The organism is Winogradskyella haliclonae, from assembly GCF_014635865.1.
GTDB lineage: Bacteria > Bacteroidota > Bacteroidia > Flavobacteriales > Flavobacteriaceae > Winogradskyella > Winogradskyella haliclonae.
This window is the reverse complement of sequence record NZ_BMDQ01000001.1, coordinates 1709539-1734228: the sequence shown is the minus strand read 5'-3', so window position 1 is coordinate 1734228 and position 24690 is coordinate 1709539. Positions and strand designations below refer to the sequence as shown.

The following is a 24690-nucleotide window of genomic DNA, read 5'->3' as shown; positions in this document are numbered from 1 at the left end:
CCCATTAAAAAACACATTAGGGATAGAACCTTTGTTGGAACCCTATAAACCTAATAGTCTATAAGCAACTCGCAATAGCTCAACCAAGCACAACCCTTGGGAACGCCATAATAATTTTAAAGAAAGAAGTTCGGTTTAACTTTATGCTAGATTACGGGGACTTGAATCCTAAAGCTCGACCTATTTTTAGTAAGAGAATCCCCATTAAAGAATATTACACAGTTATTAGCTCCTAGACTTTGCCAGTTGCTGATATACCTATATATTTGTCAGTTATTAAAAACTTATAATATATAATGATACAAATTACTCTACCTGACGGTTCGGTGCGCGCTTTTGATAAAGGTGTGACACCTCATGAAGTGGCTGTAGATATTAGCGAAGGGTTTGCTCGCAATGTGATATCTGCAAAATTCAATAATACAGTTATTGAAACCACCACTCCATTGACCACTGACGGTAGTCTTGTTTTATATACATGGCGCGATGATGACGGCAAAAAAGCTTTTTGGCATTCTTCCGCTCACGTACTTGCACAAGCTTTGGAAGAGTTATATCCTGGTGTAAAACTATGGGTTGGACCAGCCATTGAAAATGGTTTTTATTACGATGTTGATTTAGGAGAAGGTTCTATTTCTGAAAAAGATTTTAAGACGATTGAAAATAAGATGCTTGAGATTGCTCGCGGTAAGCACGATTTTAAGATGCGCTCTGTTTCTAAAGCCGATGCTTTAGATATGTATAGAGGTAAGAATGAATACAAGGTTGACCTGATTGAAAATCTTGAAGATGGTACTATTAGTTTCTGCGACCATTCTACATTTACTGATTTATGTCGCGGAGGACACATACCAAATACAGGAATTATAAAGGCCGTAAAAGTACTTAGTGTAGCTGGAGCTTATTATAAAGGTGATGAAAATGAAAAGCAACTGACTCGTGTTTATGGAATTTCTTTCCCTAAGCAAAAAGAGCTTACAGAATATTTACACTTACTAGAAGAAGCTAAAAAACGTGACCATAGAAAATTAGGTAAAGAATTGGAGCTTTTTACATTCTCTAGGAAAGTAGGTCAAGGTCTTCCGCTATGGTTACCGAAAGGTGCTGCTCTAAGAGAACGTCTGGAGAATTTCTTGAAAGCCGCACAGAAAAAAGCTGGTTACGAAATGGTTGTAACACCACATATTGGACAAAAGGAACTCTATGTCACTTCTGGTCACTATGCGAAATATGGTGAAGATAGTTTTCAACCTATTAATACGCCTGCCGATGGTGAAGAGTTTTTATTAAAACCCATGAACTGTCCTCACCATTGTGAAATATACAATACGCGACCTTTTTCTTATAAAGAATTACCAAAGCGTTATGCTGAGTTTGGTACGGTATATAGATATGAGCAAAGTGGTGAATTGCACGGCTTAACTCGTGTTAGAGGTTTTACTCAAGATGATGCTCATATTTTTTGTACACCAGATCAGCTAGATACAGAATTTAAAGAAGTTATTGACCTTGTACTTTATGTTTTTGGCTCTCTAGGGTTTGAAAATTTCACAGCTCAAGTTTCTATCAGAGACCCTAAAACTCCTGAGAAATACATAGGAAGTCTTGAAAATTGGGAAAAAGCAGAAAATGCTATTCTAAATGCTGCAAAAGACAAAGGCCTTAATTATGTTGTTGAAGAAGGGGAAGCTGCTTTTTATGGTCCTAAGCTAGACTTTATGGTAAAGGATGCGCTTGGCAGACAATGGCAATTAGGAACGATACAAGTAGATTACAACCTACCTGAACGTTTTGATTTGACTTACAAAGGAAGTGATAATGAGTTGCACAGACCAGTAATGATTCACCGTGCACCGTTTGGAAGTATGGAGCGTTTTGTTGCTATATTACTAGAGCATACTGGAGGAAACTTTCCGCTTTGGTTAATGCCAGAGCAAGCTATAGTATTATCAATCAGTGAGAAATATGAAAAATACGCTGAAAAAGTTTTAAATTTGCTAGAAAATGACGAAATTCGCGCCCTCGCAGACAATAGAAACGAGACTGTAGGTAAGAAGATTCGTGAAGCTGAAATGCAAAAGTTTCCGTTTATGATTATTGTCGGTGAGCAAGAAGAGAAGGATAATACAATAACGGTAAGGGCTCACGGTGGTGAAGACCTTGGCACAATAAGTGTAGATGCCTTTTCAGAAATTGTAAAAAAACAAGTGAATGAAAGTCTTAAGACTTTCAAATAAATAACGTTTAATTAAAATATATAAGCCATAGCAATACGTAGAAGAAAAAATTTCAGCAGACGTGTAGTCCAAGAGGACAAGCACAGAATTAACGGAAAAATTAGAGCCGAAGAGGTAAGACTTGTAGGTGATAATGTGGAAATAGGTGTATACCCTACACGAAAAGCCTTAGCCATAGCAGATGAGCAAGGGTTAGATTTAGTAGAGATTTCGCCAAATGCCAATCCACCTGTCTGTAAAGTTATGGATTATAAAAAGTTTCTTTACGAACAAAAGAAACGTGAAAAAGCTTTAAAATCTAAAGCGACTAAAGTCGTCGTTAAGGAAATTAGATTTGGACCACAAACTGATGACCACGATTACGAGTTTAAAAAGAAACATGCAGAAAAGTTCTTAAAAGATGGTGCAAAGCTTAAAGCTTTTGTATTCTTTAAAGGACGTTCTATTGTGTTTAAAGAGCAAGGTCAAATATTATTATTAAGATTAGCTCAAGATTTAGAAGAAGTTGGTAAAGTAGAACAAATGCCAAAATTAGAGGGTAAACGTATGATTATGTTTATTGCTCCAAAGAAAAAGTAAACTGAAATTATTCAGTATTAAAGATAATAAGCGAAACGTAATTAAAAATAGGAGAAAATGCCTAAAATGAAAACTAAATCGAGTGCTAAGAAACGTTTCAAACTAACTGGCACTGGTAAGATTAAAAGAAAGCATGCTTTTAAGAGTCATATATTGACAAAAAAATCTAAAAAGCGTAAGCTTAAGTTAACTCATGATGGTTTGGTACACGAATCTGATGAGAATAACATTAAAACAATGTTACGTTTAAAGTAATGATGTTTTAATCGGTTAAAACAATTTATAAACCCTGGAGTTAGGCAAAATTATTTAGCAAGTACCAATTTGGTCGCCTACTACAAAAAACAATTAAAGAAATGCCAAGATCAGTAAATTCAGTTGCAAAAAGAGCTAGAAGAAAAAAGGTTCTTAAGCAAGCAAAAGGCTATTGGGGAAGACGTAAAAACGTTTGGACAGTAGCAAAAAATGCGGTAGACAAAGCGATGCAATATTCGTACAGAGACCGCAGAAACAAAAAAAGAACATTCCGCGCGTTATGGATTATGCGTATTAATGCAGGTGCTAGACAACATGGAATGAGCTATTCAAAATTCATGGGAAAATTAAAAGCTAACAATATTGAATTGAATCGTAAGGTTCTTGCAGATTTAGCTATGAATAACCCTGAAGCTTTTGAAGCAATAGTAAACAAAGTTAAATAAGGCTTTTAGCCAAATTAATAACAACATTTCGCTTAAAAAAACCCAGCTCTTTCGAGTTGGGTTTTTTATTTATCCTTGATTAATGGCATAAATCCTCAAGCGTTCTTCTTTACCTCTTAATTCCATATCATGAGATAGAAGCTCATAATGTGTATCAGATACACTTAACTTTTCAATTACAGATTCTGAAACCAATAGTGATTTATTAAACGTATTACATAAACTCTGAATTCTTGAAGCCGTATTTATAACATCGCCATGAAAAGCCAAATCTTTTTTAATAGTACCTATTTCTGCAACCATAAGCTTACCAAAATGTAGTCCTGCTTTAAATTTTGGATTGAAAGCATACTTATTTGTGTAATAACTTTGTTTCTTCTCTAATCTCTTCTGAAACGCAAAAAACAAATTGATACAATTATTGTTTTTAAATCCTCTATTGCTTGGCCAATATATCACTGCTTCATCTCCTACATATTGATAGACTTCTGCGCCATAATTATTTAAAGACATATTTAAATCTATAAAACAATCTTGTATAAATTGACTATACTTTTGATGTCCTAACTTCTCAGCAATCTTTGTAGAGTCCTTTAAATCAATAAACATCAAAATATGCTCTTGTTCTTTAGGTCGTTTATATTTTCCAACTAAAACTTGTATAAAATTACCTCGACCAAACCTATCATTTGCAACACGAATTAAAGAGAATATGATTGAGGCTACAACAAAGTATATTACAGTAATCCAGAAGAAAGGATCATCTCGCCACCACCCTTTTTCATTTGGCAAATCTCTATCAATTTGTTCTTCTAGTAAAAATGAAATACCACTTAATACAACTATAATTAATACAAAATATACAAGCGACTTAAAAACTATACTAAGTCCTAAAACTACTCTTTTGCTTAATCTGTCAAAAACAAACTCTATAATAGCATAAAAAACACTAATAATTAAGCCGACAATAATAGCATGCTTATAATAAGCATTAACAGGTAAATACAGAATATCATCCGTAAATAAAGACAATTCTTCCTCTAAACCATTATATCGTATAGCTGTAAACAATACAAATGCAAATACCCAGAAAATTGATGATATTAAAAGTAGTTGAAAAAAAGATTTTATTTTGTTAGACATCTACTAAAATCAGGTCTTTTGTTTTTTCTTTTTTGCAGCAGGAAATAAAACGTTATTGAGAATTAGACGATAACCGGGTGAAGTCGGATGCAAGTCTAGCTCCGTTTTTGGGTCACCAACTCTATGCGTATAATCTTCTGGATCATGACCTCCATAAAACGTAAAAAAGCCTTTTCCTTTAATCCCATGAATATATTTTGCCTCACCATTAGTTTTATTCTCGCCCATAACCAAAACATTAGACTTGATTTGGTCTCTTGTGAAAGAGGTTGTTTGCCCCATAAATCCTTTGACTAACGCTGTGTGATTTTGAGTCAGCATTGTTGGTATAGGATCCCATTTAGCAGAGTATTCCATTAAGGAAAAATAGTCTGTTTCTTTTGGTATTCTTCGTTTTCTGGTCATATCTATTGAAGAGAATTCATAGATATTAGGGTTACGTTCTAAAAGGAAATCTTTGAACGCAAATGTATTTGTAAAGTCAATTTTATTCTGATATCCTGGATCACTACCATCACCATCAAACATGGGCTCGCAGATGTCTACATTTTCGGCAGAAAGTGCAATATCAAAACTATCAGTTGCTGAGCACATTGCAAACATAAAACCGCCGCCAGCAACATAGTTTCTTATTTTTAACGCTACTGCTAGCTTAGCATCAGACACCTTATTGTAGCCTAATCGTTTTGCCAAAGCTTCTGCTTCTTTCTTTTCTTTTATGTACCAAGCTGCTGAACGATATGTTCTATAAAATTTACCATATTGCCCAGTAAAATCTTCGTGATGCAAATGCAACCAGTCATACAGCAGTAACTCATCTTTTAAAACTTCTTCATCATAAATAGTTTCATAAGGAATCTCTGCGTAAGTTAATACCATAGTTACTGCATCATCCCAAGGTTGTTTTCCGTAAGGTGTATACACAGCTATTTTAGGTGCTTTCTCTAAAACTACCGCTTCTTGGTTAACGGAAGGGCTTGAAATTTCATTTAAAATTTGTTCTGCTTGCGCATCTGAAACGACTTCGAAAGAAACGCCACGGATTTGACATTCTCGTTGAATAATTTCGGCATCTGGCAATAAAAACGAACCACCTCTATAATTGAGTAACCACTTAACTTTTAAATCACGTTCTAGTGTCCAATAGGTCACACCATAGGCCTTGAGATGGTTTTCTTGAGACTCTGCATCCATAGGAATTAAAATATAGGATGCATGCGAAAGATAGCCAAATAAGGCTAATAGAATAAATAGAGTATGCTTTTTCAATTTCATAAATTTCAATTGAAAGATACTTAAAAAAGTAAACTAAGCGAAGTCTTTATTATTCTTTTAAGATATTTTGAAGTCAATATTAATGAACTAAATATTTTCTGGCTTAGAATCACTACCAGAAAGCAAACTGGCAATAATCTTAGTGCCCGAAAATTGTTCCATAATAATCTTAAGAAATACTGTTATTGGTATGGCCATAATTAATCCTGGAATACCCCATAAAAATCCCCAAAACATAAGCATCACCAATACGGCAATAATATTAATCGAGAATGATTTCCCCATAAAAATAGGTTCTAAAATGGCTCCAAAAACAACTTGAACCATTGTTATAGAAAGTATAAAAAACAATAATGTACTAGACGTATCTAACTCTACAAAAGCAAAAATTGAAAGTAAAATTACTGAGACAAATGAGCCAACCATTTGTACAAAGTTGATGGTAAATGCAAATAAACCCCAAAATATTGGGAAGCTCACATCAAAGAATACACACATCAATCCGGTAAATAATCCTGTTAATGCACTTACTAGGAATTTAACTTTTAAAAACTTAATCAAGTCTTTTTCAATTTTCATAAAAGTCTTAACCGAAGTATATTTCTTTTTAAGAATTGTATTATTAAGTAATTTATGAACATTGATGGATTCTGCTAGCCATAAAACGACAAAAAAAGCAGTCATTAGTAACGTAGTGAGGAATTTTCTAAGAAATCCGATTGTAGAACCAATATTCTCTTTCTGGAAGAATTGGGCAAATACATTCTTTTTAGATTCAAATTCAAAACCAAAACTATCAGATAAATAGTCTTTTAAGCTGGCAATTTTTGGTTCGGCTTTTTGTAAAAAATCTCCATTATTAGCCAATATTTCTTTGCTTGATAGCTGTATTAACTCTATACCTATTTTAAGACCACCTGCAACTAATAACAAGACAACAATGATACTAACAAATTTTGGAATTTTTCGACGTTCAAGCCAACGCATTAACGGCAAAAACAATAATGCAATAAACATTGAGAAAATCAATGGTATAAAAATAAAAGAGAGTACTTTAAGTAAATAAAATACGATAGGGATTGCTATTATTAACAACAATATATTTGTAGTGCGTCTTTCGTTAAGCATGGGGATTAATAATTGGCTTGCTAAGCTAGTTGTAAATTTCTTTAAAAACTCTCAAAGAAATTATAAAAATTTAAAAAGGTACGCCATCGTCATCTGGTGCATCAAAAGCATCACTTGCGGATGGGAAATTATCTGTTTTAAAAGTATCGTCATTAGCCGCTGCATTCATCTTTGAATGGAATTCTCCAAAAGGTGTATCAAAATCATCTAGGTTATCAAATTTACCTAAATGACCAATAAATTTAAGTCTTATATTCTCTAAACCACCATTTCTATGTTTAGCTACAATAAATTCTCCTTGCCCTTCTGTTGGTGAACGTTCTTCATCATCCCACTCATCGATTTTATAGTACTCAGGTCTATAAATAAATGATACAATATCCGCATCTTGCTCAATAGCACCAGATTCACGTAAATCTGATAGCAATGGTCGTTTACTACCACCACGGGTTTCTACAGCACGTGATAACTGGGATAATGCAATTACTGGCACATCTAATTCTTTTGCTAAAGCTTTTAAATTACGAGAAATCATAGAAATCTCTTGCTCTCGATTGCCTCCTTTTTGGCTTCCTCCTGCTGTCATTAATTGCAGATAATCAACAATTATCATTTTTATGCCATATTGTGATGATAAACGTCTGGCTTTTGCTCTTAAATCAAATATTGATAATGAAGGTGTGTCGTCAATAAAAAGTGGTGCTTTTTCTAAGGTTTTAACTTTTACATTAAGTTGTTCCCATTCGTGCTTTTCAAGCTTCCCTGTTCTAAGTTTCTCAGATGATAATCCTGTCTCACTAGAAATTAGACGCGTAATTAACTGTACAGAAGACATCTCCAATGAAAAGAAAGCGACTGGAATATTACTATTAACAGCAATATTTCTTGCCATTGTAAGCGTTAAAGCTGTTTTACCCATACCAGGACGAGCGGCAACAATAATTAAATCGGAAGGTTGCCAACCCGATGTTAACTTATCTAATTTATCGAATCCCGAAGGAATGCCGCTAAGCCCTTCTTTATTAGAAATTTCTTCTATCTTCTTCTTAGCTTGTATCACTAAGCTCTGAGCTGTCTCTGTAGATTTCTTTACATTACCCTGAGTGACTTCATACAATTTGGCTTCTGCATTATCCAAAAGATCAAAAACATCTTTGCCTTCATCATAAGCATCTTCAATAATTTCGTTTGATATTTTTATGAGGCTTCGTTGTATATACTTCTGAAGGATTATACGAGCATGGAATTCAATATGAGCCGATGATGAAACACGTTGGGTCAATGAAATTAAATAAAAATCACCTCCAACTATATCTAGCTTACCATCCTTGCGTAATTGGGTGGAAACTGTTAATAAGTCAACAGGTTCACTATTTTCAAAGAGTTTGAATATTGCTTCAAAAATAAAACGATGTGCTTCTTTATAAAATGCATCTGGGCTTAATATATCTATAACCTCATCCACACCTTTCTTATCAATCATCATAGCACCTAGTACAACCTCTTCAAGATCTAGTGCTTGAGGTGGTATTTTTCCTTTCTCCAAGCTAATTATGGAGCTTTTATCGACTTTGTAGCCTTGTACTGGATTAGGTTGCTTCATTATGTAATGAAAGATTTAGTTGGATTAATTTAATAAAAAGAAACTTAAAAATGGTGAAAAAAACCTTAAGAAAGCCCTCGAATTTTAACAGCTTACGAATGTAACCAAAACGTTTAGAAAACCTTGATTTATTATTAAGTCAATCATCAACAGTTCTTCAACATTTTAACTGTTAATAAGTTTGGTTTATTGTTAATAGCGACAAAAAAACTGAAGTCATAGACTTCAGTTTCAAAAATTGCTATGGTTTAATAGGGTTAAGATTTGTAAACTCCCATATCATCATATTTTTCCATACGCTGATTTACCAATTCTTTTGGTGATAAGTTTTTGAGTTCATCAAAAGTTTTGACAATAGCATCTTTTACAGCTAGAAATGTTTTTGCTCTGTCTTTATGAGCACCTCCTAAAGGCTCTTTTATTATTTGGTCAACAAGTTTCATACGCTTCATATCTTTTGCTGTGAGCTTTAATGCTTCAGCCGCTTGCTCTTTATATTCCCAGCTACGCCATAAAATTGAAGAACAAGATTCAGGAGAAATAACAGAATACCATGTATTCTCTAACATTAAAACTCTGTCTCCTACACCAATACCTAAAGCACCACCTGAAGCGCCTTCTCCAATAATTATGGTGATTATAGGGACTTTAAGTCTTGTCATTTCCAGAATATTTCTTGCTATAGCTTCACCTTGTCCGCGTTCTTCAGCTTCAAAACCTGGGTATGCACCAGGTGTGTCTACTAAAGTTACTACAGGAATACCAAATTTCTCTGCTGATTTCATTAAACGCAACGCTTTGCGATAGCCTTCAGGATTAGACATTCCAAAATTTCTGTATTGCCTAGTCTTAGTATTATACCCTTTTTGTTGACCTATAAACATGTAGGTTTGGTCTCCTATTTTACCCAAACCACCAATCATCGCCTTATCATCTTTGACGTTTCTATCGCCGTGTAGTTCTAAAAATGAATCGCCGCAAAGTGCATTGATATGGTCCAATGTGTATGGTCTATCTGGGTGACGTGATAATTGTACACGTTGCCAAGCGGTAAGGTTTTTATATATGTCTTTCTTAGTGTCTTGGAGCTTCTTCTCTATTTGCTTACAAGTTTCCGTAACATCTACATCACTCTCGTCTCCAATGAGTTTACATTTCTGTAATTGTTCTTCTAATTCTTTTATTGGTAATTCAAACTCTAAATATTCCATACAATTTGAAATTAGTTTTTTGTTAGTTAGTTGACAAACCTACGTATTCTGTTATAATTCTAATAATAAAGTATTAGAAAATTAAGATTTATTCAGTTTACAAAAATATAAATAACTGTTTAGGTAATCGAAATTTTAACCAGATAAATTAGTCTTTGCTATTTTATTTTTACGTCTATTTTTAAAAATTGCATCTAATATTACTGCACAAATAATTACAATAGCACCGTAATAGAATTGTGTAGACATTTGTTCTTTTTCAGGAAAAAAATATAATGCAAGTAATATACCATATACGGGCTCAAGGTTGTAACTAAGAATCACAGTAAATGGTGAGATGTATTTCATAATTTCAACAGCGGCAATAAAAGCATATGCAGTGCATATTGATGCTAGTATAAAAATGTAAATCCAATCGCTATTAGACAATGAAAAGAATTCTTTAGTAAAGCCGTCGTAAAAAAATAAGATACCAATAGTAATAAAGAAAACACCACTGACAAACTCATAAAACGAAATAACACTAGCCTTATGCTTTAAAATCAGTTTTCCATTAATAACAGCAAATAAAGTAGAGAACAAAGCAGAAGATAATCCTAAAACTATTCCATTAATATATTTAAGCTCTCCTTGCGTTATAAGTGAAACTCCAAAAATTACAATAACTCCAAATAAGATTTCATACCATAAAACGCTTCTTTTAAAAAAAATGGGCTCAATAAAAGATGCAAAAAATGCTCCTGAAGAAAACATAGCTAGTGTAATAGATACATTTGATTGATTTATTGCTTCAAAAAAAGTAATCCAATGTGCAGCAATAATTGCTCCAGCAATAGCTAGTTGAAGTGCTAATCTTTTATTTATTCTCAGTTGCTTTTTTGTAATCTTAATGTACAATAACATTAATACTGCCGCTATTAACATTCTAAACCAGACTAATGCAAATGATCCAATAGTAATTAACTCACCAAGTATGGCTGTAAAACCAGCAATAAAAACTAGAAAATGTAAGTGTAAATAATGCTTTAGGTTACCTTTTGGCATTGTAGAGTAAGTATATAGCTAAGATACCGAAAATTATGTTTGGGAACCATACAGCTATTAATGGTGAAAAATTTGATTGCTCGGCCATAACTCCAAAGATTTTATCAAAAAATACATAAATCATGGCTATAGTAATACCAAATGCTAGGTTTACTCCCATTCCTCCACGACGTTTAATTGAAGAAACTGCAACTGCAATAATTGTTAGTATAAATACTGATGCAGGCAAACTCCATTTCTTATATTTTACCACTTCATATCTACCAATATTAGATGAACCCCTAGCTTTTTCTTTATCAATAAAATCAACAAGCTCGTGATAAGGCTTCGTTTCCGCTATGTAATTTACTGGCGTTAAATCTTCTACATCGAAAGCAAACTCAACATTAACTTTACGCTTTTCTTCAACTGTTACATTACCAATACTATCATAGCTTCTTTTGTAGTATGAAGATAAAACATAAATAGAATCTTCTTCTACATATCTAATGTTATTAGCAAAGATTTTGTATTGTAATCTATTATCTTCAAAATGTTCTAAAGTAAAATTCTGTCCTCTTTTAGATTTTGGATCATAAGAACTTACATATATAATGTCATTATCAGTAATCCGTCGAAATACATCTCGAGTTTCTTGTATTTTTTTATTTCGAGATAAATACTTGTATTTAAATTCATTAAACCCTTGACTTGCTTTAGGCGCTAAAAACATCCCTAATATTAAAGCCAAACCTGCAATTATGGTTGCACCTATTATATATGGCCTTAAAAACCTGGAGAATGAAACGCCAGAACTTAAAAAAGCAACTATCTCAGTATTGTTGGCTAACTTAGAAGTGAAAAATATAACAGATAAAAATAGAAATAAAGGAAATAACAAGTTGGCAAAATAAATCGTAAAATTCAGTAAATACTCAGCTAGAGCATCAAAAGGCACATCATTATCAATAATTTTTCCAATTTTTTCTGCTAAATGAACCATTATTGCTATTGGAATAAAGAGCAATAACATCATTAAAAATGTAAATAGATAACGCTTAAGTATGTACCAATCTAAAATCTTCATCTATTACAAACGTTTATCCATTTGTTTAACCATTTTATCTTTCCAATATCTAAAATCTCCCGCAATAATATGCCTACGAGCTTCTCTTACTAACCAAAGATAAAAACCTAAATTATGTATTGTAGCAATTTGCTTACCTAATAATTCATTTACAGAAAATAAATGTTTTAGATACGCCTTACTATAATCGGTATCAACAAAAGTAATTCCCATATCATCTATTGGTGAAAAATCATCTGCCCATTTTTTGTTTTTAATATTAATAGTGCCATGAGCTGTAAATAACATTCCGTTTCTGGCATTACGAGTTGGCATAACACAGTCAAACATATCTACTCCTAACGCAATATTTTCTAAAATATTTATTGGCGTACCTACTCCCATCAAATATCTAGGCTTATCTTCTGGTAAAATTTCACAAACAACATCTGTCATTGCATACATTTCTTCAGCCGGCTCACCAACAGATAAGCCTCCAATAGCATTACCTTCAGCTCCGACATTAGCAATATATTCTGCAGATTGCTGTCTTAAATCTTTATAAGTGCTTCCTTGCACAATCGGAAAAAATGCTTGAGAATAATCGTATTTAAAAGGTGTTTTCTTTAAATGTTCTAAACAACGTTCTAACCAACGATGGGTCATATTCATAGAGCGTTTTGCATAATTATAATCACAAGGATAAGGTGTACATTCATCAAAAGCCATAATAATATCAGCTCCAATAGATCTCTGAATTTCCATCACATTTTCAGGGGTAAATAAATGCATACTTCCGTCTATGTGCGACTTAAACTTCACACCTTCTTCTTTAATCTTTCTATTTGCAGAAAGAGAGTAAACTTGATAACCTCCAGAATCAGTTAAAATATTTCGGTCCCAGTTCATAAACTTATGTAAACCACCTGCCTTTTCTAAAATTGAAGTTTGAGGACGTAGATACAAATGATATGTATTTCCTAATATAATATCTGGATTAATATCATTTTTTAATTCACGCTGATGCACGCCTTTAACACTTGCTACAGTACCAACGGGCATAAAAATTGGTGTTTCAATTTTTCCGTGATCAGTAGTTATTTCTCCAGCTCTTGCTTTACTCTGAAGGTCTTTAGCTATCTTTTTAAATTCCATGAAAACAGTTGTGAATGGGCAAATATAATTAACTCTTAAGCATATGCTCATAATTAAATTTAAAATTGTTAGCAATTCACTTAAATCGTTAATAAATGACATAAATCTTACTTTGTCACACTAGCTGAAACAACTATTTTTGAAACACTAAAAACAAGCTAAATTTAAGATGCCAAACATTCAAGAATTAAAAAATTTAACAATACAAGTCCGAAGAGATATTCTTCGCATGGTACACAAAGTAAACTCTGGACATCCAGGTGGTTCATTGGGTTGTGCAGAATTCTTTGTAGCACTTTACCAAGATATAATGAATAGAAAAGACCATTTTGAAATGGATGGAATTGGCGAAGACTTATTCTTTCTTTCAAACGGTCATATATCTCCAGTATACTACAGTGTCTTAGCACGTTCTGGCTATTTTCCTGTCGACGAATTAAATACATTTAGATTAATTGATTCTAGACTCCAAGGCCACCCTACAACACATGAGGGATTGGAAGGTGTAAGAATTGCTTCTGGGTCTCTTGGCCAAGGTATGTCTGTTGCAATTGGTGCTGCAGAGGCAAAAAAATTAAATGGAGATTCGCATCTAATTTACAGCCTGCATGGTGATGGTGAATTACAAGAAGGTCAAAACTGGGAAGCCATAATGTACGCAGCTGCGAAAAAAGTAGATAATCTTATTTCTACTATTGATTTGAACGGAAAACAAATCGATGGTTCCACGGATGATGTTTTACCAATGGGAAGTATTAAACAAAAATTTGAAGCTTTTGGTTGGATTGTTATAGATATTGAAGAAGGCAACTCTATTGAAGCAATATTACAAGGCATGGCTGAAGCAAAATCTAAAACTGGACATGGAAAACCAGTGTGTGTATTACTAAAAACAGAAATGGGTAATGGTGTAGATTTTATGATGCATACACATGCTTGGCATGGTAAAGCACCAAATGATGAACAGTTAGAAATTGCATTAATACAAAATGCTGAAACTTTAGGCGATTATTAATATTAAAAATATTTCCGCCTAAGGTGGACTTTATTATGAAAACATACGAAAATACAGGAAATAAAGATACACGTTCGGGTTTTGGAGCTGGTTTAACCGAACTTGGACAAACCAATGAAAATGTAGTAGCACTCTGTGCGGACCTAATTGGGTCATTAAAAATGGATGCTTTTAAAGCAAATCACCCTGAACGCTTTTATCAAGTTGGTATCGCTGAAGCAAATATGATTGGTATTGCAGCTGGGCTTACTATAGGAGGAAAAATACCTTTTACAGGAACTTTTGCTAATTTTTCTACGGGTCGTGTTTATGACCAAATAAGACAAAGTGTAGCCTATTCTGGAAAAAATGTAAAAATATGCGCTTCACATGCAGGAATAACTCTAGGTGAAGATGGTGCTACACACCAAATATTAGAAGACATAGGCTTAATGAAAATGCTTCCTGGAATGACAGTTATCAATACTTGTGATTATAACCAAACTAAAGCAGCCACCTTAGCTATTGCAGAACATAATGGACCTGTTTACTTACGTTTTGGACGTCCAAAAGTTGCTAATTTCACTTCTGAAAATCAAAAATTTGAAATTGGAAAAGCTATAAAGTTAACCGAAGGTAGCGATATTACTATTGTGGCAACAGGTCATTTAGTATGGGAAGCGTTGGAAGCCTCAAAAGCATTACATCAAGAAGGTATCTCTGCTGAAGTTATTAATATTCACACCATAAAACCTTTAGATGATAAAGCTATTCTAGAGTCTGTATCAAAAACTGGTTGCGTTGTAACTGCTGAGGAACACAATTATTTAGGTGGTTTAGGAGAGAGTGTGTCTAGAGTTTTGGTAAAAAACAATCCTCTACCGCAAGAATTTGTAGCAACTAACGATACTTTTGGTGAATCTGGTACTCCTACTCAACTTATGGACAAGTATGGATTAAACAGTAAAGCCATTGTAAAAGCAGCAAAAAAAGCGATAAAAAGAAAATAAGTTGAGTTTGGCAGCGTTTTTGTTAAAGTAATCTAAATCAAAAACGAATAATTATGAAGAATTTATTTTTTACTGCACTTTTAGTTGTAGGATTTTCAACAAGTTTATTTGCCCAAAAAGGGAGTGGCTTTGGTATCAAAGCAGGTTTAAATTATGGAGGTAACGGCGATTATTTTGAATCCGTAAACAACAATTTTCAGAATCCAGACCAAAATATCGGTTATCATATTGGTCTTTTCGGAAAACTTGGAAACAAAATATACTTTAGACCAGAGCTAGTGTATACTAAAATTAAAAGTGATTATAATGCTGGAGATTTTGATATGCAAAAACTTGATGTTCCATTATTAGTTGGACTAAAAGTTCTAGGACCAGTTAATGTTTTTGCTGGACCATCATTACAGTATATACTTGATACAGATTTTGACAACTTAAGAGTTGATGATATTGAAAATGACTTTAGTGTTGGTTTAAACTTTGGTATTGGTCTTAACCTCAATAGACTTGGTATCGATTTAAGATATGAAAGAGGTTTTAGTGATAATGAAGCTACATTTATTGATAACAATAATATCATTTCTTTAGACCGTCTAGACACAAGGCCAGAACAATTAATCTTAAGCTTATCTTATAAGATATAAGCCTTTAGTTAAGGGCAATAAAAAAAACCGCTAAATAAATTTAGCGGTTTTTTTATGTAAAATCATCAACTTGATATTAGTTATCTTCATTATAATCTATAGTAATATCAGCATCTAAGTAATCCATTATTCCATTATTATCAGAATCAATAATGGTTCCTGTTGTTATAGTAATCATACCCATCTCTTCAACTCTACTTAATTCAAATTCATTATTAGCTAAAGAAGGTTCTTCTCCTCCTACACTAATAATGTATTCTCTTCTTTCAAGTTCATTTATTGTTAGTATACCATCCCCATCATCATCTGGATCGAGGTAATTTGACACAAGATTTTCATCGCTGTCTTCATCAAAAACATCAAGATTCTCATTTAAATCTTCAATGTAAGAAGGTATACCATCATTATCATGATCATTAACTTCTGTTTGGTATAAAGCAAACTTAAAAATCAAATTTGAGTAAGATGGTATACCTAATAATTGAGTAGAGAAATACCCTAATCCTGAGGGCAAAAACATAACTCCTAAACCATAATCATCAAACTCTACATTTGCACCAGTCGTAAAACTTATTGCTGTATTAAATTCAGGAAATACTCTCTGCCAACCAGTTATTACACCTCCAGCATTACCTGAAAAACCAACAAGATTAAAGTCTACTGGGTTTATAGCACTGTCAAAAACTGAGGCATCCTCAACTAAATTACCTTCATATTCGACTCTTATTTTATCAGTAAAATTTGGCGCTGCATCTCCTCCACCTTGATTTATTCTTAAAATATAGTATTCATATAATGTGTCTTCAAAAATAGTTGTTTTAGTCTCTACTGCTGCCAATAATAATGTATGACCTGTAGGAACAGTCTCTCCTTCTAAAAGTTCAGTAATAACTATATCACCAACTTCAGGGTTTTGAATACCAGCTAATGTGCCACTATTGTAATAATGACTTTGTAAATACTCTAACAATATAGCTTTATCAGTTACTTGTTGCTCAGCCCTATCTCTATCAGGAACTATACTTACACCAGAATCATCATCCTGCGAGCAGGCTAAAATGATTAAAGAGAAAAGAGCTGCTATACTTAAGGTTTTTCTTAATTTCATAAAGTGTTTAAATACATGTTTGTAATAGTTACAAACTAGGTTCAATACTGCTTAATTTTTGGTCGCAAGATACAATAATATAATACCTTTGTGCAAATTCATTAACGCAGTTTTTAGTTAAATTATATGCGCATAGATAAGTTTTTATGGTGTGTTAGATACAGTAAAACCAGAAATCAAGCTTCAATAGCATGCAAAAAGGGTCAGGTTAAGGTAAATGATACGATAGTTAAACCAAGTAGAGAAGTATATGTTGGGGATATCATAATATTCAGAAAAAATCAGATAAACTATAAAATAAAAGTTAATGATATTCCTCCAAATCGTGTTGGCGCTAAACTTGTAGATATTTATAGAACAGACTTAACACCAAAATCAGAATTTGAAACTCAAGAGTTACTAAAGTATAGTAAAGATTATTACAGAAAGAAAGGTACAGGAAGACCAACGAAAAAAGACAGGCGCTCAATAGAAAGTTACACAAGTGAAGAAGAATAATTTAGATGCAAATTATTGGGAAAACAGATACCTAAACCAAAATACAGGTTGGGATATTGGTGAAATATCAAATCCTATTAAAAAATACATAAACCAAATTCCAGATAAAAGCATCAAAATCTTAATTCCTGGAGCTGGTAACAGTTATGAAGTTGAGTATTTATGGAAATTAGGTTTTAAAAATATTTATGCACTAGATATTGCTGAAAGCCCATTAAAGAACTTAAAAAAAAGAATACCTAGTTTTGCAAATGAACAATGTTTGCAAATGGATTTTTTTGATTTGAACATGAAATTTGATTTGATTATTGAACAGACATTTTTTTGTGCCTTAAATCCAAGTTTACGTAAAAATTATGTCTTAAAAATGAATGATTTGCTTAATACAAATGGCAAATTATCAGGCTTATTTTTTGATTTTGAATTGACAGAAAATGGCCCTCCTTTTGGCGGAAACAAAGAAATTTACTATAGACTATTTAAAGATAATTTTAAAATTAAAACGCTTGAATCTTCATTCAATTCTATAGAAGGTAGAAAAGATAAAGAACTCTTTTTTATATTTGAAAAAAAGTGAGTATGAGCGCAGAAAAAAATACCATTCTTAATCACCAAGAAATTCAACATAAAATAAAGCGCATTGCATATCAGATATATGAGAGTAATGTTGGTGAGGATGAATTAATTATTGCAGGAATTGAAAAAAACGGGTTCCTATTGGCTAAAAAAATTAAATCAACTTTAGATAAAATCTCTCATATAAATAGTACTCTCTGTAAAGTAATTATAGACAAAAAGTCGCCACTAAATACTATTACTACTTCAATAAATGCTGAACAGTACAGTAATAAATCTATAGTACTTGTTGATGATGTCTTAAATTCCGGAAGTACTTTAATGTATGGTGTTAGGCATTTTTTAAACGTACCAATAAAACAGTTTAAAACAGCTGTCTTAGTAAATAGAAATCATAAGAAATATCCTGTAAAGGCAGATTTTAAAGGTATTTCTTTATCTACTTCCTTAAAAGAACATGTCAATGTTAATTTAAGTAAGCAGCCTTATGAAGCTTACCTAGATTAATTTTAATAGTATCTGCTCTACAATTTCTGAAATCATTTTTCCATCTGTTACGATTGAGTGATGACTTCTAGAATAAAACAGAGAACGTTCAAATAAGTGTTTCCCTATATACTCAGTTAAATTCTCTTTTGAATTTATATGACTTATTAAAGGCCTATTTTGTTTCTCAATCCAAAGTCTATTTAATAATTCGGGAATAGATGTCTTTAAATAAAATGACTCAACACTATTATTGTTCATTATTAAGTCCATATTATTTCCATAACATGGTGTACCTCCACCTAGTGACAAAACAATTTTAATCTTTGAAGAAATTATATCTTTTAAATAGTGTGTTTCTTTTTTTCTAAAATAAATTTCTCCTTTTTGACTAAATATTTCTGGAATTGACAAGTTTTCATTTTCAGCAATAACAGCATCTAAATCAACAAAATCGTAATCTAAAACTTTAGCCAATTCTATTCCAATTGTAGATTTACCCGACCCCATATAACCCACTAAAACTATAATCATATGTGCTTATAAATTGATTGTGAAACTCCTAGCTAGATACTACACAAAAAAACGAAAAAATATCTAAAAAAAGCATTGTTTTATTAATTAAACATTTTATATTTGCACCCTCATTTAGAGAAACAAATAATGACTTGGTAGCTCAGTTGGTAGAGCATCTCCCTTTTAAGGAGAGGGTCCTGGGTTCGAGCCCCAGCCAAGTCACAAAAGTTAAGCAGTATAGCTTAACTTTTTTTTTATATTTACATCTCATTTATGCGCACGTGGCGGAATTGGTAGACGCGCTGGCTTGAGGGGCCAGTGACCGTTTAGGTCGTGGAAGTTCGAGTCTTCTCGTGCGCACTTTTTACTCTTAAATTTTATTGTTTATAGAATTGTTTATTTAATTTTTGTTAAATACACCCTTTTTTTGAGTTAAAAACTTATTTTTGTTTAACGATTAGCTATAATTAATGAACAATTTAAAGAATAAGTTTAGTATAAAGGATTTAGAAAATCTAACGGGTATCAAGGCGCATACTATTAGAATATGGGAAAAGCGTTATAACTTACTTTCCCCAAAAAGAACAGATACTAATATTAGATATTATGATTTAGCAAGTTTTCAAAAATTGCTTAATGTAAGTTACCTTAATAATAATGGTTATAAAATATCTAAGATTGCAACCCTAAAAGCTAACGAAATACCAAGCTTGGTAAGAGATATTGCATCCCAAACTAATCTTGAGAGTCATGCTATCAATTCTTTTAAATTATCAATGTTAAATTTCGACCAAGCATTGTTTTACAATACATACGAGTCCTTACTTAAAGACAAGTCTTTTGAAGATGTTTTTTATGATGTCTTTATCCCCTTATTAACAGAGATTGGATTGTTATGGCAAACAGATACAATAACACCTGCACATGAGCACTTTTTAACAACACTTATTCGTCAAAAAATACTAATAAACACGGAGTTTATTCAAGCAGAGGCGCAACCTACATCTAAAAAGACATTTGTACTTTTTCTACCAGATAATGAGATTCATGAGCTTGGTTTAATGTTTTTAAACTATCAAATAGCATCTCGTAATTATCACGCCATATTTTTGGGTCAAAGTGTACCTATAGATAGTCTTAGTGATATTCTGGGTTATTATGATGATTTAATTTTCTTATCCTACTTTACAATTAAACCTCTTAAGAATGATATAGAGGATTATATTAAGGACTTTGACAAGTTTATTCTTAAAAAATCTGATGCAGAGTTTTGGATTTTAGGACAAATGCTAAACTATTTAGACCTAGATAACTTGCCAAAAAAAGTCAAGTCTTTTAAATCTATAAAAGAAGTCGTTTCGCAACTAAACTAAGGTATGACAAAAGTATCCATCATAGGTTCTGGTTTCTCTTCTCTTTCAGCAGCATGCTATCTTGCTAAAGAAGGTTACGATGTCTCTGTATTTGAAAAAAATAATACCATTGGCGGTCGAGCAAGACAACTAAAAAAAGAAGGGTTCACTTTTGATATTGGTCCAAGTTGGTATTGGATGCCTGATATTTTTGAGAAATTTTTTAATGATTTTGGTAAATCTGCTAAAGATTATTACGAATTGGATAAACTAAGTCCAGCTTATAAAATCTTCTTTTCTGATGATGAAATTACCATTGGTGACACCATGGATAAAATTTGTGATGAATTTGAACGTATAGAAAATGGCAGCTCCAAACCTTTAAGAAAATTTATATCTCAAGCTCAAGAGAATTATGATATAGCTATCAACAAAATAGTTTTAAAACCAGGGCTTTCTCCATTAGAACTTGTTACGAAAGACACTATTACAAGAGTTGACCAATTTTTTAAAACAATAAGCAGTCAAGTTAGAAAGAACTTTAAAAACCCAAAATTAATATCAACACTAGAGTTTCCTGTTTTATTTCTAGGTGCGAAACCAAGTAAAACACCGTCATTTTATAGTTTTATGAACTTCGCAGACTTTGGTCTTGGTACATGGCATCCAAAAGGCGGAATGTATGAGGTTATAAAAGCAATGGGAGATTTAGCAGAAAGCCTAGGAGTGACTATACATACCAATTCTGCAGTTAACGAAATTAATGTATCAAAAGGAAAAACTACTGGTATCGTTGTTAATGGTGAAACTATAAAATCCGACTATGTTCTTAGTGGTGCGGATTATAGCCATTCTGAAACACTTCTGAAACCTCAATTTAGACAGTATAGCGAAGCTTATTGGGAAAAGAAAATTTTTGCACCGTCATCATTATTATTCTATGTAGGTTTTGACAAAAAACTAAACAACGTAGAACATCACAATCTATTTTTTGATACAGATTTTGAGGCTCACGCTGAAGACATTTACGATAATCCTAAATGGCCTGATGAACCATTGTTTTATGTCAATTTTCCATCTATAACGGATACAAGTATGGCTCCAAAAAATTGTGAAACTGGTTTTTTTCTAATACCAATTGCCCCAGACTTGGAAGATACTGAGCAACTTAGACAGCAATATTTTGACATTATTATAGAAAGATTCGAAAGAAAAACTGCACAAAAAGTTACAGATAATATTATCTTTAAAGAGTCTTTTTGTGTTAAAGACTTTAAAAAAGAGTATAATTCATATAAAGGAAATGCTTATGGTATGGCAAATACGCTTATGCAAACAGCATTTCTTAGACCTAATCTGAAAAGTAAAAAAGTACAGAATCTATATTTTACTGGACAGTTAACAGTACCTGGGCCCGGTGTGCCACCTTCATTAATATCAGGTAAACTGGCAGCAGACTTAATAAAGAAGCATCAATCAAATTAAAAACTTAGTATCATGAAATCAATCTTCGACAAGGTATCAAGAGAATGTAGTAAGTTAGTGACGACGTCTTACAGCACTTCGTTTTCTATGGCCACAAAAATGCTTTCAGAAAGTATTAGACAAGATATTTATAACATCTACGGATTTGTAAGGTTTGCAGATGAAATTGTAGATACGTTTCATGACTATGATAAAAAAGCATTGTTCGATAAATTTTCTCAGGATTTAGAAGATGCATTAGAAATGAAAATTAGCCTTAATCCTATTCTAAATTCATTTCAAGAAACATATCATAAGTATAATATTGAAAAGCATATGGTCGATGCGTTTATGAAAAGTATGCATCAAGATTTATATAAACAAGACTATCTTACTGATGAAGAATACAAACAATACATATATGGCTCAGCTGATGTTGTGGGTTTAATGTGCTTAAAAGTATTTGTTAAAGGAGATAATGAAAAATACAATCAGTTAAAGAGCTCTGCAATGCATTTAGGATCAGCTTTTCAGAAAGTCAATTTCCTCAGAGATTTAAAAGCTGATTTTGAAGACCTAAGTCGTACATATTTCCCAAACACAGATTTAAATCATTTAGATGAATCTTCAAAAAAAGCAATAATTGATGATATTGAAGAAGATTTTAAGAAAGGTCTTGTGGGTATTAAAAAACTACCACTTGATGCGCGCTTTGGTGTATTTATGGCTTACAGATATTACAGTAAATTATTAGAAAAGCTTAAAAAGACACCTGCTCTTGAAATAAAATCTGCCCGAATTAGAGTTCCTGACTACAAAAAAGTAGAACTTTTAACTCGTAGCTATGTAAAATATCAATTAAACTTACTTTAAAACTTAACCCCAAATGCAAATACTTTTCTGGATTCTTATATTTTTTGGAACGTTTTTTATAATGGAATTTAATGCATGGTTTACGCACAAGTACATTATGCATGGCTTTTTATGGAGTTTGCACAAAGACCACCATCATAAAGACCATGATAGTTGGTTTGAGCGTAATGATGCCTTCTTTATTTTTTATGCTGTTGTTAGCATGGTATGTTTTTATTTATGGAGCTATGAAGGAATCTGGTTCACTTTACCAATAGGATTAGGTATACTAGCTTATGGTATCGCGTATTTTATTGTTCATGATATTTTTATACACCAACGCTTTAAGTGGCTGAGAAATATTGATAACAAATATGCTCGTGGTGTTAGACGTGCACACAAAATACATCATAAGCATTTAGGGAAACATAAAGGCGAAAACTTTGGGATGCTTATAGTACCGTTTAAATATTTTAAATAGTTTTTTCTAAAAGTTTATCTATCTCTTTTTTCACCTTTTCTCCAAACCAATCTACAGCACCTGATTTATCTATAATAATTTCTCCTTTAGGGTTAATTATTAGAGTTCTAGGAATTGAGGACGTTTGCAACTCTTTGGGTGGGTTAGATAGTATTTGATATACCGGGAATGTATAATTGTTCTTTTCTTTAAAAGCTTCAATTTTATCTATTGAATCATTTGTGACAAATAGAAAATCTATATCTTGACCATATTTATCGTATAGCTTTTGTAAACTTGGCATCTCAGCAATACAAGGCGGACACCATGTTGCCCAAAAATTTACAATCACAATTTTATCTTTAGATTGATTAAAACTATAAGGCGTCTCTTGCTCTGTTTTTAATTGCCAATCATAATTACTTAAGGTAACTCTTTCTGTTTCTTCTTTAATAGTCACAGGGTTAATCAAAGCTATACCTTTATGCAAAAGCACTTGTATTGGTTGTCGAGTTTGTGGTAAAATCAGTAAAACTATTACTACTATAAAAAGAATATTATTTCGTTTGGTCTTATTCATTTATATAAAATATAAAGCGTAGCTTCTTAGACGAAACTACGCTTTATAAATAACATTTATGTGTTATAAAACTATCTTGTTACTGTACCAGTAGGTAAAGACGCAACATTTGCAGAAAAATCATGAGTAGAAGGCGCTGTTTCAGTACCTGCTACACCAACTAAAGGTTTAATTGCAAAAGGTGCCGGAGAATCATCTGGAACTGGCTCAAGTGAAATTACTACCATTCTATTTCTAACATCTAAAGGAAATACTTCTCCTGTAGGTGCATTTAAAAAGAAATCTTCTCCTGGTACTGGTGGACCTTGATTAAATTCAGTACCACTAAAACCTGTAAAATTATCACGACCTCCAAAGTTATCGAATGTACCAGTACTAATTGGTCCTGAATCCCCAATTACCCAACCTTCATAAGTCCAACCTGCATTCTGAGATACATCTGGTAAAGTTAAATTTGCTGTTGGAGGCATTCCAGGAGTACCGAACCACACGCCATACTCATCATTACCATTATTACCTGCTCCAGGCATCATTTCGTCTGTCGGTGTTCTTAAGAAAAAAGTTCCTGAAACATTGGTTAAATCACCAATTAAATCTGTATTTACACTTGCGCTATTACCTGTAAACTCTCCTCTAAGCACTTTTGTTGGTGCTGGTGCTGGGTCTGGATCTACAAGGGGTTCGATTGATAATACAAAAGCGGTTGCATTTGAAAGCTGCGTTGCATCTACAGGAAAGTTTTGAGGGAAATTAACACTTGTAAAACGACCTGTAGTTACTGGTTGTCCATCTACGATAATCCATCCTTCATATACAAAGTTAGAACCTAGAGCTTCTAATCCGTTTAGATTCAAAGTTAAGGTTTCTAAATTTGATGCATTATCATCATCGTCGCTACAAGAAGTTAGCATTAGTCCTAATGCTAAAACTCCTAAAAACATTTTTTTAATCATTGTCTTATTTTTTAAGTTCATATAATTTGATACTGCTAAATTATATGCCGACAATAAGAAAAAATGTTAGCTAGCTAAC

Annotated in this window: 26 protein-coding genes and 2 tRNA genes; 16 read left to right on the top strand and 12 right to left on the bottom strand. The window is 32.6% G+C overall.

The annotated features are described in order from the left end of the window. Nucleotides 1-296 precede the first annotated feature (296 nt). From thrS to rplT, 4 genes are all read left to right on the top strand, one after another. Nucleotides 297-2237, top strand: a complete 1941-nt coding sequence (gene thrS / locus IEV10_RS08050) for a threonine--tRNA ligase (protein ID WP_188374157.1) — start codon at nucleotides 297-299, stop codon at nucleotides 2235-2237. A gap of 27 nt (nucleotides 2238-2264) precedes the next feature. Next, entirely contained in the window at nucleotides 2265-2816 is a 552-nt protein-coding gene (gene infC, locus IEV10_RS08045; RefSeq protein ID WP_262890109.1) for a translation initiation factor IF-3, read from the top strand. Between the two features lie 57 nt (nucleotides 2817-2873). Next, the gene (gene rpmI, locus IEV10_RS08040; RefSeq protein ID WP_188374156.1) at nucleotides 2874-3071 is read left to right on the top strand and encodes a 50S ribosomal protein L35; all 198 of its coding nucleotides are present in this window, start codon (nucleotides 2874-2876) and stop codon (nucleotides 3069-3071) included. Nucleotides 3072-3172: 101 nt separating this feature from the next. Further along, complete coding sequence (rplT, locus tag IEV10_RS08035) at nucleotides 3173-3517, top strand: 50S ribosomal protein L20 (RefSeq protein ID WP_188374155.1); 345 nt, start codon at nucleotides 3173-3175, stop codon at nucleotides 3515-3517. Between the two features lie 69 nt (nucleotides 3518-3586). Here rplT and IEV10_RS08030 read toward each other — a convergent pair whose 3' ends face one another. From IEV10_RS08030 to tgt, 8 genes are all read right to left on the bottom strand, one after another. Then, entirely contained in the window at nucleotides 3587-4660 is a 1074-nt protein-coding gene (locus IEV10_RS08030; RefSeq protein WP_188374154.1) for an adenylate/guanylate cyclase domain-containing protein, read from the bottom strand. 9 nt (nucleotides 4661-4669) lie between these two features. Then, a complete protein-coding gene (locus IEV10_RS08025) occupies nucleotides 4670-5854 on the bottom strand; it encodes an asparagine synthetase B (RefSeq protein ID WP_188374211.1) in 1185 nt (394 codons plus the stop codon). A 168-nt stretch (nucleotides 5855-6022) separates the two neighbouring features. Then, the gene (locus IEV10_RS08020; RefSeq protein WP_188374153.1) at nucleotides 6023-7063 is read right to left on the bottom strand and encodes an AI-2E family transporter; all 1041 of its coding nucleotides are present in this window, start codon (nucleotides 7061-7063) and stop codon (nucleotides 6023-6025) included. A 70-nt stretch (nucleotides 7064-7133) separates the two neighbouring features. Continuing rightward, a complete protein-coding gene (gene dnaB / locus IEV10_RS08015; RefSeq protein ID WP_188374152.1) occupies nucleotides 7134-8666 on the bottom strand; it encodes a replicative DNA helicase in 1533 nt (510 codons plus the stop codon). A gap of 257 nt (nucleotides 8667-8923) precedes the next feature. Next, complete coding sequence (locus IEV10_RS08010; RefSeq protein WP_188374151.1) at nucleotides 8924-9877, bottom strand: acetyl-CoA carboxylase carboxyltransferase subunit alpha; 954 nt, start codon at nucleotides 9875-9877, stop codon at nucleotides 8924-8926. Between the two features lie 135 nt (nucleotides 9878-10012). Then, complete coding sequence (locus tag IEV10_RS08005; RefSeq protein ID WP_188374150.1) at nucleotides 10013-10921, bottom strand: DMT family transporter; 909 nt, start codon at nucleotides 10919-10921, stop codon at nucleotides 10013-10015. After that, the gene (locus IEV10_RS08000) at nucleotides 10908-11987 is read right to left on the bottom strand and encodes an LptF/LptG family permease (RefSeq protein WP_188374149.1); all 1080 of its coding nucleotides are present in this window, start codon (nucleotides 11985-11987) and stop codon (nucleotides 10908-10910) included. The genes IEV10_RS08005 and IEV10_RS08000 overlap by 14 nt, the downstream gene beginning before the upstream one ends. A gap of 3 nt (nucleotides 11988-11990) precedes the next feature. Beyond that, nucleotides 11991-13121 (bottom strand): tRNA guanosine(34) transglycosylase Tgt, encoded by a 1131-nt coding sequence (gene tgt / locus IEV10_RS07995; RefSeq protein ID WP_188374148.1) that lies wholly within the window; start codon nucleotides 13119-13121, stop codon nucleotides 11991-11993. Nucleotides 13122-13290: 169 nt separating this feature from the next. On the opposite strand from tgt, the gene IEV10_RS07990 reads away from it, so the two are divergent. From IEV10_RS07990 to IEV10_RS07980, 3 genes are read left to right on the top strand one after another with little or no spacing between them, the layout of a single operon-like run. Beyond that, nucleotides 13291-14136, top strand: a complete 846-nt coding sequence (locus tag IEV10_RS07990; protein ID WP_188374147.1) for a transketolase — start codon at nucleotides 13291-13293, stop codon at nucleotides 14134-14136. Nucleotides 14137-14171: 35 nt separating this feature from the next. Continuing rightward, the gene (locus tag IEV10_RS07985; RefSeq protein WP_188374146.1) at nucleotides 14172-15125 is read left to right on the top strand and encodes a transketolase family protein; all 954 of its coding nucleotides are present in this window, start codon (nucleotides 14172-14174) and stop codon (nucleotides 15123-15125) included. Nucleotides 15126-15178: 53 nt separating this feature from the next. After that, nucleotides 15179-15766 carry an outer membrane beta-barrel protein gene (locus IEV10_RS07980; RefSeq protein WP_188374145.1) on the top strand — a complete coding sequence of 196 codons (588 nt, stop codon included), beginning with the start codon at nucleotides 15179-15181 and terminating at the stop codon, nucleotides 15764-15766. A 76-nt stretch (nucleotides 15767-15842) separates the two neighbouring features. On the opposite strand, the gene IEV10_RS07975 is transcribed toward IEV10_RS07980, so the two are convergent. Then, entirely contained in the window at nucleotides 15843-16874 is a 1032-nt protein-coding gene (locus tag IEV10_RS07975) for an FKBP-type peptidyl-prolyl cis-trans isomerase (RefSeq protein ID WP_188374144.1), read from the bottom strand. Nucleotides 16875-17000: 126 nt separating this feature from the next. Here IEV10_RS07975 and IEV10_RS07970 point away from each other — a divergent pair, with 126 nt between their 5' ends. Genes IEV10_RS07970 through IEV10_RS07960 form a run of 3 tightly spaced genes read left to right on the top strand, consistent with a single transcriptional unit; the run spans nucleotide 17001 to nucleotide 18455 of the window. Further along, nucleotides 17001-17372 carry an RNA-binding S4 domain-containing protein gene (locus IEV10_RS07970; protein WP_188374143.1) on the top strand — a complete coding sequence of 124 codons (372 nt, stop codon included), beginning with the start codon at nucleotides 17001-17003 and terminating at the stop codon, nucleotides 17370-17372. Further along, complete coding sequence (locus IEV10_RS07965) at nucleotides 17359-17949, top strand: methyltransferase domain-containing protein (RefSeq protein WP_188374142.1); 591 nt, start codon at nucleotides 17359-17361, stop codon at nucleotides 17947-17949. Before IEV10_RS07970 ends, IEV10_RS07965 begins: the two co-directional genes overlap by 14 nt. Nucleotides 17950-17951: 2 nt before the next feature. Continuing rightward, nucleotides 17952-18455: a phosphoribosyltransferase family protein gene (locus IEV10_RS07960; RefSeq protein WP_188374141.1), complete on the top strand. Its 504-nt coding sequence runs from the start codon at nucleotides 17952-17954 to the stop codon at nucleotides 18453-18455. Here IEV10_RS07960 and IEV10_RS07955 read toward each other — a convergent pair. Then, nucleotides 18447-18968 (bottom strand): shikimate kinase, encoded by a 522-nt coding sequence (locus IEV10_RS07955; protein ID WP_188374140.1) that lies wholly within the window; start codon nucleotides 18966-18968, stop codon nucleotides 18447-18449. The two genes, IEV10_RS07960 and IEV10_RS07955, sit on opposite strands and share 9 nt — an antisense overlap. Nucleotides 18969-19099: 131 nt before the next feature. On the opposite strand from IEV10_RS07955, the gene IEV10_RS07950 reads away from it, so the two are divergent. The 6 genes from IEV10_RS07950 to IEV10_RS07925 all read left to right on the top strand — a co-directional run bounded on the left by IEV10_RS07950 (nucleotide 19100) and on the right by IEV10_RS07925 (nucleotide 23099). Then, nucleotides 19100-19172, top strand: a tRNA-Lys gene (locus IEV10_RS07950). Between the two features lie 53 nt (nucleotides 19173-19225). After that, nucleotides 19226-19310, top strand: a tRNA-Leu gene (locus tag IEV10_RS07945). Between the two features lie 110 nt (nucleotides 19311-19420). Next, nucleotides 19421-20323, top strand: a complete 903-nt coding sequence (locus IEV10_RS07940; protein WP_188374139.1) for a MerR family transcriptional regulator — start codon at nucleotides 19421-19423, stop codon at nucleotides 20321-20323. 3 nt (nucleotides 20324-20326) lie between these two features. Then, nucleotides 20327-21787, top strand: coding sequence for a bifunctional phytoene desaturase/3,4-desaturase (gene crtID / locus IEV10_RS07935; RefSeq protein WP_188374138.1), 1461 nt, complete (start codon nucleotides 20327-20329; stop codon nucleotides 21785-21787). A gap of 12 nt (nucleotides 21788-21799) precedes the next feature. Next, nucleotides 21800-22639: a phytoene/squalene synthase family protein gene (locus tag IEV10_RS07930; protein WP_188374137.1), complete on the top strand. Its 840-nt coding sequence runs from the start codon at nucleotides 21800-21802 to the stop codon at nucleotides 22637-22639. A 13-nt stretch (nucleotides 22640-22652) separates the two neighbouring features. Further along, complete coding sequence (locus IEV10_RS07925; protein ID WP_188374136.1) at nucleotides 22653-23099, top strand: sterol desaturase family protein; 447 nt, start codon at nucleotides 22653-22655, stop codon at nucleotides 23097-23099. Here the strand turns inward: IEV10_RS07925 and IEV10_RS07920 are convergent. Next, a complete protein-coding gene (locus IEV10_RS07920) occupies nucleotides 23092-23658 on the bottom strand; it encodes a TlpA family protein disulfide reductase (protein ID WP_188374135.1) in 567 nt (188 codons plus the stop codon). The two genes, IEV10_RS07925 and IEV10_RS07920, sit on opposite strands and share 8 nt — an antisense overlap. 71 nt (nucleotides 23659-23729) lie before the next feature. Further along, nucleotides 23730-24611 carry a hypothetical protein gene (locus tag IEV10_RS07915; RefSeq protein WP_188374134.1) on the bottom strand — a complete coding sequence of 294 codons (882 nt, stop codon included), beginning with the start codon at nucleotides 24609-24611 and terminating at the stop codon, nucleotides 23730-23732. Nucleotides 24612-24690 lie beyond the last annotated feature (79 nt).

Excerpts from the sequence above, each read along its gene's own strand:
- tgt (WP_188374148.1), bottom strand. The coding sequence starts at position 13,121 with ATGGAATTTAAAAAGATAGCTAAAGACCTTCAGAGTAAAGCAAGAGCT.
- IEV10_RS08010 (WP_188374151.1), bottom strand. The coding sequence starts at position 9,877 with ATGGAATATTTAGAGTTTGAATTACCAATAAAAGAATTAGAAGAACAA.
- IEV10_RS08000 (WP_188374149.1), bottom strand. The coding sequence starts at position 11,987 with ATGAAGATTTTAGATTGGTACATACTTAAGCGTTATCTATTTACATTT.
- IEV10_RS07915 (WP_188374134.1), bottom strand. The coding sequence starts at position 24,611 with ATGATTAAAAAAATGTTTTTAGGAGTTTTAGCATTAGGACTAATGCTA.
- IEV10_RS07975 (WP_188374144.1), bottom strand. The coding sequence starts at position 16,874 with ATGAAATTAAGAAAAACCTTAAGTATAGCAGCTCTTTTCTCTTTAATC.
- rpmI (WP_188374156.1), top strand. The coding sequence starts at position 2,874 with ATGCCTAAAATGAAAACTAAATCGAGTGCTAAGAAACGTTTCAAACTA.
- IEV10_RS07990 (WP_188374147.1), top strand. The coding sequence starts at position 13,291 with ATGCCAAACATTCAAGAATTAAAAAATTTAACAATACAAGTCCGAAGA.
- IEV10_RS07985 (WP_188374146.1), top strand. The coding sequence starts at position 14,172 with ATGAAAACATACGAAAATACAGGAAATAAAGATACACGTTCGGGTTTT.
- IEV10_RS07930 (WP_188374137.1), top strand. The coding sequence starts at position 21,800 with ATGAAATCAATCTTCGACAAGGTATCAAGAGAATGTAGTAAGTTAGTG.
- IEV10_RS07980 (WP_188374145.1), top strand. The coding sequence starts at position 15,179 with ATGAAGAATTTATTTTTTACTGCACTTTTAGTTGTAGGATTTTCAACA.
- IEV10_RS08020 (WP_188374153.1), bottom strand. The coding sequence starts at position 7,063 with ATGCTTAACGAAAGACGCACTACAAATATATTGTTGTTAATAATAGCA.
- rplT (WP_188374155.1), top strand. The coding sequence starts at position 3,173 with ATGCCAAGATCAGTAAATTCAGTTGCAAAAAGAGCTAGAAGAAAAAAG.
- IEV10_RS07940 (WP_188374139.1), top strand. The coding sequence starts at position 19,421 with ATGAACAATTTAAAGAATAAGTTTAGTATAAAGGATTTAGAAAATCTA.
- thrS (WP_188374157.1), top strand. The coding sequence starts at position 297 with ATGATACAAATTACTCTACCTGACGGTTCGGTGCGCGCTTTTGATAAA.
- crtID (WP_188374138.1), top strand. The coding sequence starts at position 20,327 with ATGACAAAAGTATCCATCATAGGTTCTGGTTTCTCTTCTCTTTCAGCA.
- IEV10_RS07970 (WP_188374143.1), top strand. The coding sequence starts at position 17,001 with ATGCGCATAGATAAGTTTTTATGGTGTGTTAGATACAGTAAAACCAGA.
- IEV10_RS08025 (WP_188374211.1), bottom strand. The coding sequence starts at position 5,854 with ATGGATGCAGAGTCTCAAGAAAACCATCTCAAGGCCTATGGTGTGACC.
- IEV10_RS08030 (WP_188374154.1), bottom strand. The coding sequence starts at position 4,660 with ATGTCTAACAAAATAAAATCTTTTTTTCAACTACTTTTAATATCATCA.
- IEV10_RS07955 (WP_188374140.1), bottom strand. The coding sequence starts at position 18,968 with ATGATTATAGTTTTAGTGGGTTATATGGGGTCGGGTAAATCTACAATT.
- IEV10_RS07920 (WP_188374135.1), bottom strand. The coding sequence starts at position 23,658 with ATGAATAAGACCAAACGAAATAATATTCTTTTTATAGTAGTAATAGTT.
- IEV10_RS08005 (WP_188374150.1), bottom strand. The coding sequence starts at position 10,921 with ATGCCAAAAGGTAACCTAAAGCATTATTTACACTTACATTTTCTAGTT.
- dnaB (WP_188374152.1), bottom strand. The coding sequence starts at position 8,666 with ATGAAGCAACCTAATCCAGTACAAGGCTACAAAGTCGATAAAAGCTCC.
- IEV10_RS07960 (WP_188374141.1), top strand. The coding sequence starts at position 17,952 with ATGAGCGCAGAAAAAAATACCATTCTTAATCACCAAGAAATTCAACAT.
- IEV10_RS07925 (WP_188374136.1), top strand. The coding sequence starts at position 22,653 with ATGCAAATACTTTTCTGGATTCTTATATTTTTTGGAACGTTTTTTATA.